This window comes from Ensifer sp. Root1252 (assembly GCF_001425885.1).
Taxonomy (GTDB): domain Bacteria; phylum Pseudomonadota; class Alphaproteobacteria; order Rhizobiales; family Rhizobiaceae; genus Ensifer; species Ensifer canadensis.
Map to the genome: position 1 here is coordinate 198,781 of NZ_LMDT01000006.1, position 16,067 is coordinate 214,847.

Sequence of the window (16,067 nt, forward strand, 5' to 3'; positions counted from 1 at the left end):
GCCTATTTCTCCACATCAACTTCGACGCGGCGATCCAACTGATGTAGCATCGCTTCGTCGTAGGCACCCGGATCATCCGGTTTGAACGGCTCCTCCTCGCCCTTGCCAATCGTCGTCCAGGTGCCCTTGTAGCCAGCACCGACAAGATAGTTGGCAAGCGCCTCGGCCCTTGCCAACGACAGTTTCAGGTTCGCCTCAGCGCTGCCGATCGGATCAGTATGGCCGATCAAGGTAATTGCATCCGCCTTTGCCGATTTCAGGCACTCGAACAAATCCTTTGCCGACTGCAACCCTTCAGGCGTGAACTCGGCTGTTCCGAAGACATAGCGAACCGGCGTCGCCTTCTTTCTGATCGAGACACCGCGATAGGAGAACTTGCAGGCGCCGCGCATCGCAAGCTTCACCGGCTTGATTGCTGCAAGCCGCATCTCGGAGGCGAGCCGATCGAGGCGCAGAATGTAAGCCTTGTCCGGCGCCATCCACTCGGGCGTCAGTTCCTCGTTGGCCGCATCCTCAAGTGCCTGCTGGTAATAGGTTGCCGCACGTTCATAGTTCTTTCGCTCCCGGTCGATGTCGCCGAGCGCGTCGAGGATCTGCCAAGGCCCACCGACGTCGCTCAGCACAGCTTCAAGCTCACCCTCGAAAGTATCGAGCCTGGCACCGGCCCCGACTGCGTTGGCGATGCGATTGAACGTTGCTAGCGCCGCTACACGCCGGGTAAGCGCTGCCTCGGTACTCGAACATGCATTCGTGCGCTCCGGCGCGGCCGCTGCCCGCGCCCCGACCTCGTCGCCCCTGTTGAGAGCCTCCGAGGTTTTCACTAACGCGTCGCAGGCGCGCGCCGGGTAAGCGGGCGGCAAAAGCATTGCGGATGCGACGATCAACCCTTTCATCAATTCATCCATCGCGCATCCGCTATTCTCTAATCTCGAAAGTTACCATCTGCACGCTGCTGGCGCCGTTGTCGGCCTGCGCCTTCTTCGCGAGATTGACCGCCAATCCGCGCGTCGGCGGCAACTTCGATTGGGCGACGAATGCGCGCGCTTTCTCCACCGTGAGCCTTTGATCGGCCAGACCGCCAACCCGGCAGAAGGCCAGCATGGTTTCGGCGGGCGCTGCCGTATCGAAGGTCAGCGTGCCGGTTCCCGGCTGCGGGATCAGCCTGCTTTCGCCGGGCTGCAGCGTCGTGTGGCCGATCATCTCATCTGGGATGATTTCGACATTGCCGTTTTCCTCGACATAGAGGATCTGCAGTTCGCAGGCCTGATTGACGCTGAGTTCGAACGACAGCTGGTCACCGACCTTGGCCGTCGTCGTCGGCACCTTCAAGGCAAGCTCAAGCTTGGTGCCGCCAGCCTTCTCCTGCTTGCGATAGTCAGGCGCGGCTGCGGCTACGGATTGCGGTTTTTCCTCCGACTGCTGCTCGGTGCCGGCAACGACGATCGTGCTGGTATCGAGCGGGCGCCGCTGGGCGAGCGGCTCCAGCAACAGGGCATATTGCTGTTCGACCTCGTTGCGCGGAACAGTCCCGCCAGCTTCGAGCGTCGTGACCCAATCAAGCCCGAGACGCAGGACATCCACTTCCGCTACTCGCTTGATCGCCTCAGAAAACTGCTGCGGCGTCATGTCGAACTCCGCCGCCAGAGCATCGAAGTCGAGCTCATCTTCATACTTGTCGGCAAAGTAGGTGACGATCTCGGCGTCGCCGGGTGCGTGCTTGCTCTGAAGCCCGCCATCCGGCGTCGGTTCGGTTACGTCGAGTTTTTGCAGAGCCTCGACGAAGCGTTCGCGGTCCTTGCGGTAGGCCTCGTCCAGCTCCTCCTGCTTCACGTACATGGCCAACAGCACGCCCTGCTGGTCCTTGCTGAACAGCGTCGACGTGGCGATATGCTCGCGCAACTGATCACGTTTCGACAGAATGCCATCGGCGTGGCAATCGAAGCAGGAGCGGGCATTGACGATCTCCACGCCCTTGCCGATCGGCCGGTCACGGAACGAAACGATGGTCGTCGGCCCGACATCGAGCTGTTTTCCTGCCGCGGTCGACAGATAATAACCCTGCATGCCGTTGGGCAGTGAAAAGATCATCTCGCCACCGTCGTGCTCGAACGGCACAAGGCCGGCATCGAGCGCACCCAACTCCTTGGGTCCATGCGGAAAACGCTTGAGCACCTGTTTGCCGACATCGCCGGCGAAATCGTAGGATTTCCAATAGTAGCCGCCAAACGGCATGTCGTGACGCTCGAGCATGCGATTGTGGTCCGATACGCCGGACGAACCGTCAGCAAAGCCGGCACGCAGAACGTTACGCCGCCTTATGTTGTCGTCGACATCGATCTTGAAGCGCGTTTCCAGCTCGCGAATATGCGTCGGCAGCTTCATCAGTCTGTTATAGACCTCCGGCCGGGCGCCATTGCTCATGAACCAGTCGATCCGCATGATCGGCAGTTGCGTATGCGTCTCGGTGGAAAGCGCCTGAAGCGACGCATCGCTCGTCGGATCAACGCCGTAGAAATAGCGCTTGATCAGGAAATCGTAATCAGCGTTATCCCACTGCAGCTCGCGCAGATCGACCCGGACGAGCAGACCATTGGTGCCGTCCACCTCCGCCGGCACCACCAGCTTCGGGCCATAGGACAAGGAATTCAGCAGCTTCTTGAAGCCACCGGCCAGCACGTCCATGCGCTTCATGAACGTGGCGTCGTCTTCGCAACCCATCATGCCGTTATACTGGTCACGGTAGGAGAAATAGCGCATGTGCTGACGATCAAGCGCACTGACCTTGGAAATGTCCTTGAGCGCCGCCTCGACGAACTGGTCATGGGACAGCATCGGGCGCGATCGGGCGGGTTTGGTGGCTGCCGTCTGCGGCAGGTTCTTTTCGCTGAGCGAATTGATCCAGTCCTCGAGCACCTTGACCTCTTCGTCCGTCGGGCGCTTGCCAAGCGGCATGCGGCCGCTGGTGACCGAGGTGAAGAGGCGCGATTTCGCAGCATTGCCCGGCGTGACGAAATTGGCATCGGCGGCGATCGACGTCAGCTCACCGGCGGGGTAGCTGCCTTGAGAGCTTTCACCCGGCCCATGGCAGTTGCGGCAATACTTGCCGATGAAGGCATCGGCCTGTTGGGCGAGTTCGGCATTGTCGCCGGTCAGCGCCGTCGAGGCCGTGGTCTCCTTGCACACTGCCGTCACAGACTGCGCCACCGGCGCCGGTGCTTTCACCTCGCGATCGGACAGGAACGCGTAGATCGCGCGACGATCGTCGTCGCTGAGTATCGAAAGTCCCTTGGCGATCCGTCGCATGACCGGGTCGCTGATCGGTGCGCCCGAAAGCTTCTTGCCTTCGTCTATAAGGCCCGTGGTAAACACTTCCGGCGCAGTGAGCCCCGCCATCTTCGCCTTGCCGATATCCGGTGCGACCGCACCGGTCAGCCCCTTCTCGCCGTGAAAAGCTCTTTCAAGGTCGAGCCCATAAGTCGTCGTGCGCGGCGTGTGACAGTCGCCACAGCCACCGACATTTTCGACCAGGTAACGGCCACGCTCCATCTGCGACGCTTCGCGCGGCTGGTAGGCTTGAACTGTGAAATTGCTGCGTTTCCAGAGAGTTATGGTCGTTTGCCGACTAAAAGGAAAAGCGATCTCATGTTCCTTCGAGACGGCGTCTGATTGCGGCAAGGTCTCGACGTAAGCCTTGATATCGAGCACGTCCTCCGGCTTCATACCGCCATAGGATGTGTAGGGCATGACCGGGTAGAGATTGTTGCCGTCACGATCAAGCCCGACCATGACAGCGTTGAGGAACTGGGCGTTGCTCCAGCCACCGATGCCGTTGGCATGGGGCGAAATGTTCGGCGCGTAGAAAGTGCCGATCGCCGTGTTCATCTCCATGCCGCCGGACAGCAGTCCAGTTTCGTCGCCCGACCCGTGGCAGGCGCCACAACCAGCGGCGTTGAACATGTACTTGCCGTTCTCGACATTCGCCTTGTAGGTCGAGAAGGCGTCCTCGGCGAAAGCGTCGCGCACCGATGCGACGCCGGGACAGAGCATGGCGGCCAGCAGACCGGCGGCCAGAGCCAGTGCGTGCCTATTGCGGATGCCGGCACCTGACGAGACGTTCGCTCGCATTTCACGCAGACTGCGCATGGCCGTACTCCCTTAATCCAAAAATCTTCAATAAAACTGCTATCGAAACTGAAACTGTTCGAACTCTACGCGACGCGGCTTCTTTCCAAGCTCTTTCAACCCTTTGACGATCGCCTCCCGCAGCGGCGCAGGACCGCAGAACCAAAGATCGGCCTCGCCCGGATCGATGACGCTGCCCGCCGCCAGTTTGGCCGCGTCCAGCCGCCCGTCTGTGGCCGAATCGTGCAGCACGAAGCTGAAGTTGCCGAGCTTTTCCGCCTGCGCCTCGAAGGTTTCAAGGCCGATGGCTTCCTTTCGGTCGCGCACGCAATAGACCATGTGGATGTCCTGGTCCTCATCGCCCTTCAAATGGCTGGCCATGGCGAGAAACGGCGTGACCCCGATACCTCCGGCAAGCCAGATCTGCTTCTTCGCCCCGCGTCGGTGATTGAACTGGCCGTATCCGCCTTCGAGCTTCAACCGGTCGCCGACAGCAATCTGATCGCGCAACGCCTGCGTATAGTCGCCGAGCGGCTTGATGGCGAAGCGCACCGTGCCGTTGCCATCGATGTCGGCGATTGTGAAGGGGTGCGGCTCGCGCAGACCAGCCTTCAGGACACGCAGGAAACCGAACTGCCCCGGTTTGGCCCTCAGCGCGCGCCCCTTTGAACGCGCCGAAATGATCGTCGCACCATCGTGCTTTTCGACCTCGGAAACCTCGTAGCATCGCGTCCTCAGCCACGGCAGAAGCTGCGTATAGGCGTAGCTGAGGATCCCGAGTGCTGCGAACGCATTGAGATAGACCGCCAGCAGCGCCGTGCTGTCATAGGGGCGCTTGATGAACATCTGGTGGAACGCGACAAGCGCGAACAAGAGCCCGATGAACCGATGGGTATAACGCCACAGGTGATAGGGTATCTCGATTCTGGTCTTCGGGATGATCTTGACGATGCTGAGAACAAGCAGCGCCGTCAGCCCGTAGAAGCCATACTTGCCGGCGGAGGCAGCAAGCTGGTTCAAACCGCTGGTGAACGACAGCCCCTTGAAATCAGGCGTCAGGAAATAATGGACGAGAATGAGCATCAGCACGGAGATGCCGATCCGGCGATGAAGGTGATAGATGCGGTCGAGCCCGCCGAACAGCGGTTCGATGACGGGCGGACGTGCCGCCATGAACTGCGCAATCGCCATTCCGACGAAAGCCATCGAGGACGCCATCAGCGAGAACGTCGTCTGCGCGTTCGTATGGCTGACCGCCGGGACGGCAAGCAGCCCCGCAAACACAATCAGCGACCAGACCAGAAACGCACCCACCTTCAGCCCAAGCCCCTCAACGTCGATGTCCGACGTTCTTTTTAGAGAAGACTGACAAGCAGTTTCCTCTTCGTCAACACCATTCAAGGCTGGAACGGCCGAACGAGCACTTTTATTCAGGCCATTGAAATCTGAAGCTTTTACCGACTCATAATGATTACTTCGACCAGCATAATCCTTCCTGATTAGTGGTCATCAGTTCGTTTGCCATCGAAACGAAACTGTGCCACGTTCTGATATATCAGAAACTGTGGGATGCGTATGTCGGTTCACTCCCAGGCCCACCTCGCCTATCTCGCCCTCGAGCGACTGATCGTCACGCTCAAGCTTGTGCCCGGCATGCTGCTGACGGAAAAGCAGCTGATCGAGCTTGCCGGTCATGGCCGTACGCCCGTGCGTGAAGCCATTCAGAAACTCGCCTGGCAGGAACTGATGGAGGTTCGCCCGCGTGTCGGCCTGCAGATAACGACAATCGGGCCGGACGATCGAGCGCATGTGATGCAAACCCGTCAAAAGCTGGAACCGCTGGCGGCAAGCCTGGTGGCGGAGCATGCCGACGCGGATGCACGACGAGCCATGAAGGGATGCGCCGCAGAGATGAGCCGATGCGCGGATGCCGGCGATCTCGAAGGCTTCCTCGTGGCCGACAAGGTCTTCGATGAACTGATGGAGGAGGCCTGCCCCAATACGTTCCTGACGGCCGCCCTCGCCCCGCTGCAGACGCACGCTCGACGCATCTGGTTTGCCGACGCAACCGTTGAGCGAATGCGCGGATCGGTCGACCGCCACATCGAGGCGATCGACGCCATCGTGCTTGCCGACGCCGAGGGTGCCGCGGCGGCGATGTCAGCCTTGATGGACTACCTGGCTCGGGATTGAGGCATCAGGCGCCCGGCAACATGCTGCCCGTCTTCAGCCGACGTACATGCCAGTCGAAGGCTTCCTCGAGGATATGCGGCGTCTGCCCCGCACGCGCTGCAACAGCCCGCTTGAAGTAATCCCCCAGCAACTCGCGGTAAGCGGGATGGCAACAGTTGCGGATGATGATCGGCGCGCGCTCGCGCGGCGCCAGCCCGCGGAGATCCGCAAGCCCGTGCTCGGTGACCAGAATATCGACGTCATGCTCCGTGTGGTCCACATGGGAAACCATCGGCACCACGGACGAGATCGCCCCACCCTTGGCCACCGATTTGGCGACGAAGATCGACAGGAAGGCGTTGCGGGCAAAATCGCCGGAACCGCCGATGCCGTTCATCATGTCGGTGCCGCCGACATGGGTCGAATTGACGTTGCCGTAGATATCGAACTCGAGCGCGGTGTTGATGCCGATGACGCCCAGGCGCCGGATGATTTCCGGGTGGTTGCTGACCTCCTGCGGCCGCAGGATCACCCTGTCCTTGTAGGCGCGGATGTTGCGAAAGACGCGATCGGCCCAGGCGCTGCTCAGCGTCATCGATGCCGCCGAGGCGAAGCTGAGCTTGCCGGCCTCAAAGAGCTCGAAGGTGCTGTCCTGCAGCACTTCGCTGTACATGCGCAGATCATGAAAGGGGCTGTCGACGAGGCCGCTCAGAACCGAATTCGCAATAACGCCAATACCCGCCTGCAACGGGTTCAACGTCATGTCGAGCCTACCCTTGCGCACCTCGTCCTGAAGAAAGCCGATCAGGTGGCCCGCGATCGAATTGGTCTCGGCATCGGGCGGCGAAATGCGCGCGGCACTGTCCTGCTTTTCGGTGATGACGATCGCGGCAATCTTGTCCGGATCAACAGGGATATAGGGCGAGCCGACGCGAATGTCGCAGGCAACGACCGGGATCGGCGTGCGCGATGGGCGTTTCGCCGGGATGTAGATGTCGTGCAGCCCCTCAAGCTCCGGGCTGTGGCTGAGATTGAGCTCGACAATCACTTTCTTGGCGAGGATCGCAAAACTTGCGGAGTTGCCGACCGATGTCGAAGGAACGATGCCGCCATCCTCGGTGATCGCCACGGCCTCGACGACGGCATAGTCGATCGGGCTGATCTGGCCGGAGCGGAGTTGCTCGACGGTCTCAGACAGATGCTGGTCGATGAACATGACCTCGCCGCGGTTGATCGCCGCGCGAAGGGCCGGATCGGACTGGAAGGGAAGCCGGCGTGCGAGAACACCCGCTTCCGTCAGGATCTTGTCGATGTCGTGCCCAAGCGAGGCCCCGGTCATCAAGGTGATGCGAAACTTCTCCTGCGCCGCACGCTGCGCCATGGCCAACGGCACCGCCTTGGCGTCGCCTGCCTTGGTAAAGCCGCTCATGCCGATCGTCATGCCATCCTCGATGAGCGCCGCCGCCGCCTCCGGCGTGACGATCCGGTCATGCAACGATTTGCGGCGAATTCTGGTCTCAAGGCTCATGGGCCACTCCCTGCAAGATCCGCTGTCGCCGGCGATCTCCGGCGGGGACTCCTTCTTGGCCGTTCGTTCCGCATGGACGCGGTCGAGCGACATATGAAAATGCTGGGGAACGATAGTGTCTGCGAAAGGCTGCCGGTACGCTGATTGCTCAGATCGGGGCTGCCGGAAACGCATAGCTCATGCTCCGGTCGCGACTGTCGCACAGATGCGAAAAAGGGCGCACCCGATGATGCGCCCTCCAAATGCTGCGACGATGTTTCGTATCTTGTCGTCAGTTAGCCGACAAAGGCGCGCTCGATGACGAACTCGGCCGGCTTGTTGTTGGACCCCTCGGTCAGGCCTGCGGCCTCGAGGATTTCCTTGGTGTCCTTCAACATTGCCGTCGAGCCGCAGATCATTCCGCGATCGATGGCTGGGTCGAGCGGCGGCAGACCGAGATCGGCAAAGAATTTGCCGTTGACCATCAGGTCGGTCACACGGCCCTTGAAGGGATAGTCCTCGCGGGTCACCGTCGCATAATGGCGAAGCTTGTCGCCGACGATCTCGTTCAGGAATTCGTGATTGCGAATTTCCTCGACGAGGTCGAAACCGTATTTCAGCTCGGCCACATCGCGGCAGGTGTGCGTGAGGATGACTTCCTCAAACTTCTCGTAGGTCTCGGGGTCGCGGATCAGGCTGGCGAAAGGCGCAATGCCGGTGCCGGTCGAGAACATGTAGAGCCTGCGGCCGGGAACCAGCGCGTCGAGCACCAGCGTGCCGGTCGGCTTCTTGCGCATCAGCACCTTGTCGCCTGGCTTGATCGCCTGCAGGTGAGATGTCAGCGGGCCATCAGGAACCTTGATCGAGAAGAATTCGAGTTCCTCGTCCCAGGCCGGGCTTGCGATCGAGTAGGCGCGGTAGACGGGTTTGTCGCCGACCATCAAACCAATCATCGCAAACTCGCCGGAGCGGAAGCGGAACTCCGCAGGACGGGTCATGCGGAAGCGGAAGAGCCGATCCGTATAGTGGGTGACGCTCGTCACCGTTTCAACGAAGACACCGGCGGGTGCCTGGATCGCGAAATCTTCCGTTTTTGCCGGAGCATTCATCGTGGCTACAGTCCTGTAAATGATGACCCTGTCTATCAACAATACGCGGATATTCCAAGCCGCACTCAACGGGAAGGAATTCCCTTCTAAATATAGTCGCTTTCGCGCATTTCGGCGTGCTTCACACTGTCGCGGTCAGCACTGCCTTCAAGAAACGCGCCGCCAGCTATAGGACCTGGCGTCAGCAGAGGGTCTCGCGGTCGGCTGATAGTGGTTGGCGATACCGGGCAACCGGCCTTCCGTCAGACGCTTCAGGGCCGTGGCATTGGTTACCGCGAAACTGTCGACGCCGCAACGCAGCATCAACGGGATCTGATCGATCAGAACGTCGCCGACAGCCCTCACCTCACCGGCAAAACCAAGCCGCGCGCGCAGCAGCGACGCATGGCTGAAAGCCCGCCCGTCATTGAAGGCCGGGAACGCGACCGCGACCAGCGCAATACGATCGAGATAGGGTTGTAGCTTGGCAACGTCATCTGCAGGAGCGACGACTACGCCTAAACCCACCTCGTCCGTCTCAGCCACCTTGGCGAGAAACGTCTCGAAGCCGAGTATCGCCTTCTCGTTGGAACCCGCTTTGGTCTCGTCGTTTTCGATGATCCAGGGATCGTCGCTCACAAAGCCGGTTTCTTTCCAGATTTTTGTCATGTCCGTTCCTTGCGCCTCAAGCGGCTTCCTGTGCGCTGCCGCCGTAGAGCGCGTCCTTGAAGGGTTGCGGGCCGACGCGACGGTACGCTTCGAGGAACGTCTCCGACTTGTCATTGCGCAGCCCGAGATAGGTATCGACGATCGTTTCGATCGCGTCGGTCACCTTTTCCGGTTCGAAACCGCGACCGATGATCTCGCCGATCGACGTGTTCTCGTCGCCGGAGCCGCCGAGCGTGATCTGATAGAGTTCCGCCCCCTTCTTCTCTACGCCGAGCAGGCCGATATGGCCAACGTGGTGATGGCCGCAGGCATTGATGCAGCCGGAGATCTTGATCTTCAGTTCGCCGATCTCAGCCTGACGTTCAGGCGCGCCGAAGCGCGTCGAGATCTCCTGCGCCACCGGGATGGAGCGCGCATTTGCAAGCGCGCAGTAGTCGAGCCCGGGACAGGCAATGATATCGGTGATCAGTCCGGCATTGGCTGTCGCCAGGCCGGCAACGACGAGCGCCCGGTAGATCGGCTCCAGATCAGCCAGAGCCACATGCGGCAGGATCAGGTTCTGCTCGTGGCTGACACGGATCTCGTCGAAGGCATACTCCTCGGCGATGTCTGCAACAGCCTCCATCTGCGCGTCGGTCGCGTCCCCCGGAATGCCGCCGATCGGCTTCAGCGAGATCGTCACCATGCCGTAGTCCGGATGCTTGTGCGGCTGCACGTTCTGGTGAACCCAGCGTGAGAATTCCGGATCGGTCTTCTTCCAGCGCGCCAGACTTTCCCAGCCCTCGGCACGCGGCTCCAGCGCTGGCGGCGCGAAATAGGTGGAGATGGCCTGAATATCAGCTTCTGGAAGCTTCAGCTCCGTATCCTTCAGCGCCGCGAACTCGACCTCGACCTGACGGGAAAGCTCTTCGGCACCGGTTTCGTGGACGAGGATCTTGATGCGCGCCTTGTACTTGTTGTCGCGACGGCCATGCAGGTTGTACACGCGCATGATCGCCGTCGTGTAGGACAGCAGGTCCTCTTCCGGCAGGAAGTCCCGGATCTTCTTGGCAATCATCGGCGTGCGGCCCTGTCCGCCACCGACATAAACGGCAAAGCCGATGCGGCCGTCCTCATCCTTTTTCAGGTGCAGGCCGATGTCGTGCACCTGGATCGCGGCGCGGTCGCGCTCAGCACCTGTGACAGCAATCTTGAACTTGCGCGGCAGGAACGAGAATTCCGGGTGAACGCTCGACCATTGTCTGAGGATTTCGGCATAAGGCCTTGGATCAGCGACTTCATCGGCAGCAGCGCCGGCGAAATGATCGGCCGTCACATTGCGAATGCAATTGCCCGACGTCTGCAACGCGTGCATCTCGACGCTTGCCAGCTCATCCAGGATATCCGGCGTGTCGGAAAGGCGCGGCCAGTTGTACTGGATGTTCTGACGGGTGGTGAAGTGGCCATAGCCGCGGTCATACTTGCGGGCGATGTGGGCGAGCATACGCATCTGGCGGCTGGACAGCGTGCCATAGGGGATCGCAACGCGCAGCATGTAGGCGTGCAACTGCAGGTATACGCCATTCATCAGGCGCAGCGGCTTGAATGCGTCTTCGGCCAACTCGCCACTCAGGCGGCGCTCGACCTGATCGCGGAACTGGTCGACGCGCGAGGAGACGAAGGCATGATCGAATTCATCGTAACGGTACATGTTGTATCGGTTCCTCAGGCAGCAAAGTTCGGGCCGGCAAGGCCATTGTATCCGGCGGCATAGGGGATCGAAGGGCCTTCGGCCCGGATACGCTCGCGCATGCGCAAGGGCCGCAGGGTGCCGTTGACTTCCTCGACGTCGACGACATTGGCATCGACCACCTTGTTGTCGTCGAAGGCAACCTTGCCTGTCGCTTCCAGTGCGGTGACCGCCTCGGCATGGCGGGCGATGAAGGCCTGCTGGAGCGATTCGACCCAGTTGCCCGAGGCATCCAGCCAGACGGATATGCCATCCGAAAGCCGATTTGCCGTCAAAACCTTGTTCACCATGACGTTTCCCTTAGTTCAGAATCTGTTCGCTGCGCTCCGCAGCTTCGATCTTCGTTTGCTTGTTGGTGCGTTTGCCCGCCACCAGAGGCTCGGAACGCTCGAAATTCGCGCCGGCGACAGCGTCACCGATAATGACCATCACCGGGCCGGAAAGTTCCGTGCGGCCCTCTAGGTCCGGCAAGTCCTTCAGCGTGCCATGCATCAGCCGGCGATCGGCACGGCTGGCGTTCTCGATCACAGCCACGGTGGTTTCTGCGGGCAAGCCCGCCTGCATCAAGCGACCGGCAACCGACGCAGCGACAGTGCGGCCCATATAGACGGCGATCGTGGCGCCGGAGACGGCAAGCCGCGCCCAGTCGGGCAGCACTTCACCGGTCAGATCATGGCCGGTTGTAAAGACCAGTGACGACGCGACGCCGCGCAGGGTCAGCGGCAGTTCGAAATCGGCAGCAGCGGCAAAGGCGGAAGTGATGCCCGGCACGATCTCATAGGTAATGCCCGCATCGCGCAATGCTGCCATCTCTTCGCCAGCACGGCCGTAGACAAGCGGATCGCCGGATTTCAGGCGAACGACGCGCTTGCCCTCACCCGCGAGCTCCACCAGCAGCTGGTTGATCTCGTCCTGCGACTTCGTGTGGCAACCCTTGCGCTTGCCGACGGAGAGCCTTTCCGCATCGCGGCGACCCATATCGACGATCGCCTGCGGCACCAGCGCATCATAGACGATCGCATCGGCTTCCATCATCACGCGCTGCGCCCTGAGCGTCAGCAGGTCTTCGGCGCCCGGACCGGCGCCGACGAGCCAGACGTGGCCCGCGGTGGCAAGCGCGGCATCAAGCAGGCGAGAAGCCTCGCGGCGCGCGGCGGCGACATCACCCAGCGCAACCTTGTCCGCAACCGGCCCCTGGAAGAAACGGCGCCAGTACAGGCGGCGCGCAACGCCGCGCGGCACCAGTCGATCGACGGCATCACGATAGCTGGCTGCGAGCGACGCAACGAGCCCCAGCGACGGCGACAGCAGCTGGTCGATCTGTGCCCGGATCATCTGGGCAAGCACCGGGCCGGCGCCTTCGGTGCCGATCGCAACGGCAACTGGTGCGCGATTGACGAGCGCCGGCGTGAAGAAATCGCAGTAGTCGGGCTGGTCGACGGCATTTGCCGGGATTTTCTGTTCGCGTGCAGCAATGACGATCTGGCGATCCTTGGCCGCATTGCCAGTCGCGGCAAACACAAGGATGACGCCTTCAAGCTGGTGCGGAGCGAAGGTATCGCGCACGGTTTCAATCACGCGCTCGCCGAGGTATGCCGCGAAGTCTGCCTCGGGCGCGTCCGCGTAGACGACGATCGAAGCTTCGGTGTTGAGCAGCAACCGCACCTTTGCAAAGGCCTCGTCGCCATTGCCGAACACCGCCACGCGCTTTTGCGCGACGCGAAAGAATGCGGGAAAGACGGAGAGCTGCTGCACCATGTTCTTGCAATCGGTTCCTACTACAGGCTCCGCTGAATATCCCGCATAGCCCACGGCAATTGAAGAAACAGAAATTTCAATGGCTTTCGGGTCACGTATTGTTTTGCTCGGCCATGCAGCATTTTGAGCAAATATCTCCGGAAGGGCCGGCCGGTGGCGCTGTCGGTGGCCATTGCGCCAAAGGGGCAACCTCCGTTAAATGCCGCAACACATCTGCCGGAGACTGAAGACATGACACAATCCGAACTGGCCGAACGGCTGCTCAACGTGATCGAGCAGGACATCCTGCCCCTGACGGAAAAGGGTGTCGCCGCAGGCAACAAGGTGTTCGGCGCCGCGATCCTGCGCAAAACAGACCTTTCTCTCGTTCTCGCCGAGACCAACAACGAGACCGAAAACCCGCTCTGGCACGGTGAAGTGCACACGCTCAAGCGCTTCTACGAGATGGCAGAAAAGCCTGACACGCGCGATCTGATCTTCCTTTCCACGCACGAGCCTTGCTCGATGTGCCTGTCGGCGATCACCTGGGCGGGCTTTGACAATTTCTACTATTTCTTCAGCCACGAAGATTCGCGCGACAGCTTCTCCATTCCGCACGACCTGAAGATCCTGAAGGAAGTGTTCCTGCTTGAACCCGGCGGCTACGCGCAGAACAACGCCTTCTGGACGTCGTCGTCGATCGCAGCGGTCGCAAAGGACGCCGACCAGTCAACGCGAGAGAAGCTTGCGGCCCAGGACGCGCGCATCCGCGAGCGCTATCAGCACCTGTCCGACAGCTACCAGTCGGGCAAAAACGACAACGCCATTCCGTTGAACTGATCCCATGGAACCATCACGCGACATCAAGGGCCTTCTCGACATCATGCAGGCGCTCAGGCAGCCGGAGACCGGCTGCCCCTGGGACGTCGTCCAGACGTTCGAAACGATCAAGCCCTATACGATCGAGGAAGCCTACGAAGTTGCCGACGCAATCGAGCGCGGCGACATGCATGACCTTTGCGACGAGCTGGGCGACCTGCTGCTGCAGGTGGTTTTTCACGCCCGCATGGCCGAAGAGGCCGGCGAATTCGCCTTCGGCGATGTCGTCGAGGCCGTTACGCGCAAGATGATCCGCCGCCACCCGCATGTTTTCGCCCGTTCGGACGCCGACACGCCGGAAACGGTCAAGACCCAGTGGGACAAGATCAAGCAGGCTGAAAAGGCCGAGCGCCAGGCGCGGCGCGCCACACGCGGCCTGCCATCCGACGGCGCTGCCAGTCATCTGGGCTCGATCCAGCGCAGCTTCCCGGCCCTTATCGAGGCGCTGAAGCTTCAGGAGCGCGCCGCCAAAGTCGGTTTCGACTGGTCGGAGCCTGAACCGATCCTCGACAAGATCGAGGAAGAGATCGGCGAGCTGCGCCAAGCGCTGCGGGAAAAGGACCGTGCGAAGGTAGCCGATGAACTCGGCGACCTGATCTTTGCGGTGGTGAATATCGGCCGGCATGTCGGCGCCGACCCTGAAATGGCGCTGCGCGGCACCAACACCAAGTTCCGCCGCCGTTTTGCCCATATCGAGCATGAGCTTGAAGCTCACGGAGAAACGCTCGAGGCGGCAACGCTGGAACGGATGGAAGAACTCTGGCAAGCGGCCAAGGCGATCGAACGGCAATTGGCCTGAGGCGATAGCGCCTCAGGCAGAAGATCTTACCAGTCTTCGGCGACCGGCTTCGGCCCGTTGCCGAGACGCCGCTCCAGGTCCACAGCCTCGTTTTCGGTCAGGCGCAGATCGAGGCTGACCGTGCCGTCCTCGAGATCTTCGCGACCATCGACGATCGCGTGTTCGTAGACCCAGGGCAGAAGCTGCAACTGATCGACGCCGAGAACGACGGTGCACTCTGTCAAGACGCCGGACAGACGACGACCGATCTCGGCAAGCAGCACGTCGACGCCCTCGCCTGTAATCGCCGAGACCGCCACGGTGTTATCAGTGCTTGCAGCCTTGTTCGTCAGGGCTTCGCGCGCTTCCGGCTCAAGCCGGTCGATCTTGTTCCAGACTTCGACAAGCCTCGCTGCCGCTTCCTTCTCGTCGATACCGAGATCAGCAAGGATGCGCAGAACGTCACTTGCCTGCGCCTGATTGTCCGGATCGGAAAGATCGCGCACATGCAGGATCAGGTCGGCTTCGAGCACCTCTTCGAGCGTCGCACGGAAGGCGGCGACAAGATGCGTCGGCAGGTCGGAGATGAAGCCGACTGTGTCGGACAGGATCACCATGCGGCCATGCGGCAGTTTCAACCGCCGCAGCGTCGGGTCGAGCGTTGCAAACAGCATGTCCTCGGCCAGCACGCCGGCTCCGGTCATTCTGTTGAACAGCGTCGATTTGCCGGCGTTGGTGTAGCCGACAAGCGCCACGATCGGGTGCGGAACCTTCCTGCGCTTGGAGCGATGCAATTGCCGGGTGCGGCGAACCTGCTCCAGCTCGCGCTCGAGCTTGACGATGCGGTCCTGCAGCAGGCGCCGGTCGGCCTCGATCTGAGTTTCGCCGGGGCCGCCCATGAAGCCGCCACCACCGCGCTGACGCTCAAGGTGGGTCCAGCTGCGCACGAGCCGGCCCTTCTGATAATTGAGATGCGCCAGATCGACCTGCAGCGTGCCTTCCTTGGTGGAAGCGCGTCGCCCGAAGATTTCAAGGATCAGGCCCGTCCGGTCGATGACCTTGGCGTTCCATTCCTTTTCCAGGTTGCGCTGCTGCACGGGCGTCAGCGGATGGTCAACGATGACGAGGCCGGCATCCTGTTCGACGAGGATGTGGCCAATCTCTTCGATCTTGCCGGTGCCCAACAGCGTCCCCGGCTTTGGCTGAGCCACTGAAACGATGGCGCCATGAACGACGTTCAGGTCGATCGCCCGAGCCAGGCCAGTCGCCTCCTCCAGCCGACTTTCGTCGGTGCGGGTGCTGGTTGCAGAGAGAGTTTCAGCCGCCTGCCTGCCGGTCTTTTTCAGAACCGGCACGATCACGACCGCGCGCATGTCGTCGCGGAGC

The 16,067-nt window shown here is 61.2% G+C and carries 13 protein-coding genes; 3 read left to right on the top strand and 10 right to left on the bottom strand.

Features of this window, described 5'->3' with window-relative positions:
• Nucleotides 1–2: 2 nt before the first annotated feature.
• The 3 genes from ASD02_RS09010 to ASD02_RS09020 are packed head-to-tail and all read right to left on the bottom strand — an operon-like array spanning nt 3 to nt 5,436.
• A complete protein-coding gene (locus ASD02_RS09010; protein WP_158407844.1) occupies nt 3–893 on the bottom strand; it encodes an OmpA family protein in 891 nt (296 codons plus the stop codon).
• Nucleotides 894–915: 22 nt separating this feature from the next.
• Nucleotides 916–4,143 (bottom strand): c-type cytochrome, encoded by a 3,228-nt coding sequence (locus ASD02_RS09015; protein ID WP_057220545.1) that lies wholly within the window; start codon nt 4,141–4,143, stop codon nt 916–918.
• Nucleotides 4,144–4,182: 39 nt separating this feature from the next.
• Nucleotides 4,183–5,436, bottom strand: coding sequence for a ferric reductase-like transmembrane domain-containing protein (locus tag ASD02_RS09020; protein WP_025426794.1), 1,254 nt, complete (start codon nt 5,434–5,436; stop codon nt 4,183–4,185).
• A 261-nt stretch (nt 5,437–5,697) separates the two neighbouring features.
• Between ASD02_RS09020 and ASD02_RS09025 the strand changes: the two genes are divergently transcribed.
• Nucleotides 5,698–6,315 (top strand): GntR family transcriptional regulator, encoded by a 618-nt coding sequence (locus ASD02_RS09025; protein ID WP_025426793.1) that lies wholly within the window; start codon nt 5,698–5,700, stop codon nt 6,313–6,315.
• Between the two features lie 4 nt (nt 6,316–6,319).
• On the opposite strand, the gene ASD02_RS09030 is transcribed toward ASD02_RS09025, so the two are convergent.
• The 6 genes from ASD02_RS09030 to cysG all read right to left on the bottom strand — a co-directional run bounded on the left by ASD02_RS09030 (nt 6,320) and on the right by cysG (nt 13,045).
• Nucleotides 6,320–7,822, bottom strand: coding sequence for an acetyl-CoA hydrolase/transferase family protein (locus tag ASD02_RS09030; RefSeq protein WP_025426792.1), 1,503 nt, complete (start codon nt 7,820–7,822; stop codon nt 6,320–6,322).
• A 275-nt stretch (nt 7,823–8,097) separates the two neighbouring features.
• Nucleotides 8,098–8,910: a ferredoxin--NADP reductase gene (locus ASD02_RS09035; RefSeq protein ID WP_025426791.1), complete on the bottom strand. Its 813-nt coding sequence runs from the start codon at nt 8,908–8,910 to the stop codon at nt 8,098–8,100.
• A 147-nt stretch (nt 8,911–9,057) separates the two neighbouring features.
• A complete protein-coding gene (locus ASD02_RS09040) occupies nt 9,058–9,558 on the bottom strand; it encodes a DUF934 domain-containing protein (RefSeq protein ID WP_025426790.1) in 501 nt (166 codons plus the stop codon).
• Between the two features lie 16 nt (nt 9,559–9,574).
• Nucleotides 9,575–11,248: a nitrite/sulfite reductase gene (locus ASD02_RS09045; RefSeq protein WP_025426789.1), complete on the bottom strand. Its 1,674-nt coding sequence runs from the start codon at nt 11,246–11,248 to the stop codon at nt 9,575–9,577.
• Between the two features lie 14 nt (nt 11,249–11,262).
• Complete coding sequence (locus ASD02_RS09050; protein ID WP_025426788.1) at nt 11,263–11,577, bottom strand: DUF2849 domain-containing protein; 315 nt, start codon at nt 11,575–11,577, stop codon at nt 11,263–11,265.
• Between the two features lie 10 nt (nt 11,578–11,587).
• The gene (gene cysG / locus ASD02_RS09055; RefSeq protein ID WP_057220546.1) at nt 11,588–13,045 is read right to left on the bottom strand and encodes a siroheme synthase CysG; all 1,458 of its coding nucleotides are present in this window, start codon (nt 13,043–13,045) and stop codon (nt 11,588–11,590) included.
• Between the two features lie 231 nt (nt 13,046–13,276).
• Between cysG and ASD02_RS09060 the strand changes: the two genes are divergently transcribed.
• Together ASD02_RS09060 and mazG are read left to right on the top strand one after the other, a co-directional pair.
• Nucleotides 13,277–13,864: a nucleoside deaminase gene (locus ASD02_RS09060; RefSeq protein WP_025426786.1), complete on the top strand. Its 588-nt coding sequence runs from the start codon at nt 13,277–13,279 to the stop codon at nt 13,862–13,864.
• A 4-nt stretch (nt 13,865–13,868) separates the two neighbouring features.
• Nucleotides 13,869–14,702, top strand: a complete 834-nt coding sequence (gene mazG, locus ASD02_RS09065; RefSeq protein WP_025426785.1) for a nucleoside triphosphate pyrophosphohydrolase — start codon at nt 13,869–13,871, stop codon at nt 14,700–14,702.
• 26 nt (nt 14,703–14,728) lie between these two features.
• On the opposite strand, the gene hflX is transcribed toward mazG, so the two are convergent.
• Nucleotides 14,729–16,054: a GTPase HflX gene (hflX, locus tag ASD02_RS09070; RefSeq protein ID WP_025426784.1), complete on the bottom strand. Its 1,326-nt coding sequence runs from the start codon at nt 16,052–16,054 to the stop codon at nt 14,729–14,731.
• Nucleotides 16,055–16,067 lie beyond the last annotated feature (13 nt).

What these genes read in the sequence shown, in the direction of transcription:
- ASD02_RS09060 (WP_025426786.1), top strand. Translation starts at nt 13,277, where the DNA reads ATGACACAATCCGAACTGGCCGAACGGCTGCTCAACGTGATCGAGCAG.
- ASD02_RS09050 (WP_025426788.1), bottom strand. Translation starts at nt 11,577, where the DNA reads ATGGTGAACAAGGTTTTGACGGCAAATCGGCTTTCGGATGGCATATCC.
- ASD02_RS09040 (WP_025426790.1), bottom strand. Translation starts at nt 9,558, where the DNA reads ATGACAAAAATCTGGAAAGAAACCGGCTTTGTGAGCGACGATCCCTGG.
- ASD02_RS09010 (WP_158407844.1), bottom strand. Translation starts at nt 893, where the DNA reads ATGAAAGGGTTGATCGTCGCATCCGCAATGCTTTTGCCGCCCGCTTAC.
- ASD02_RS09030 (WP_025426792.1), bottom strand. Translation starts at nt 7,822, where the DNA reads ATGAGCCTTGAGACCAGAATTCGCCGCAAATCGTTGCATGACCGGATC.
- ASD02_RS09035 (WP_025426791.1), bottom strand. Translation starts at nt 8,910, where the DNA reads ATGAATGCTCCGGCAAAAACGGAAGATTTCGCGATCCAGGCACCCGCC.
- ASD02_RS09025 (WP_025426793.1), top strand. Translation starts at nt 5,698, where the DNA reads ATGTCGGTTCACTCCCAGGCCCACCTCGCCTATCTCGCCCTCGAGCGA.
- mazG (WP_025426785.1), top strand. Translation starts at nt 13,869, where the DNA reads ATGGAACCATCACGCGACATCAAGGGCCTTCTCGACATCATGCAGGCG.
- ASD02_RS09015 (WP_057220545.1), bottom strand. Translation starts at nt 4,143, where the DNA reads ATGCGCAGTCTGCGTGAAATGCGAGCGAACGTCTCGTCAGGTGCCGGC.
- hflX (WP_025426784.1), bottom strand. Translation starts at nt 16,054, where the DNA reads ATGCGCGCGGTCGTGATCGTGCCGGTTCTGAAAAAGACCGGCAGGCAG.
- cysG (WP_057220546.1), bottom strand. Translation starts at nt 13,045, where the DNA reads ATGGTGCAGCAGCTCTCCGTCTTTCCCGCATTCTTTCGCGTCGCGCAA.
- ASD02_RS09045 (WP_025426789.1), bottom strand. Translation starts at nt 11,248, where the DNA reads ATGTACCGTTACGATGAATTCGATCATGCCTTCGTCTCCTCGCGCGTC.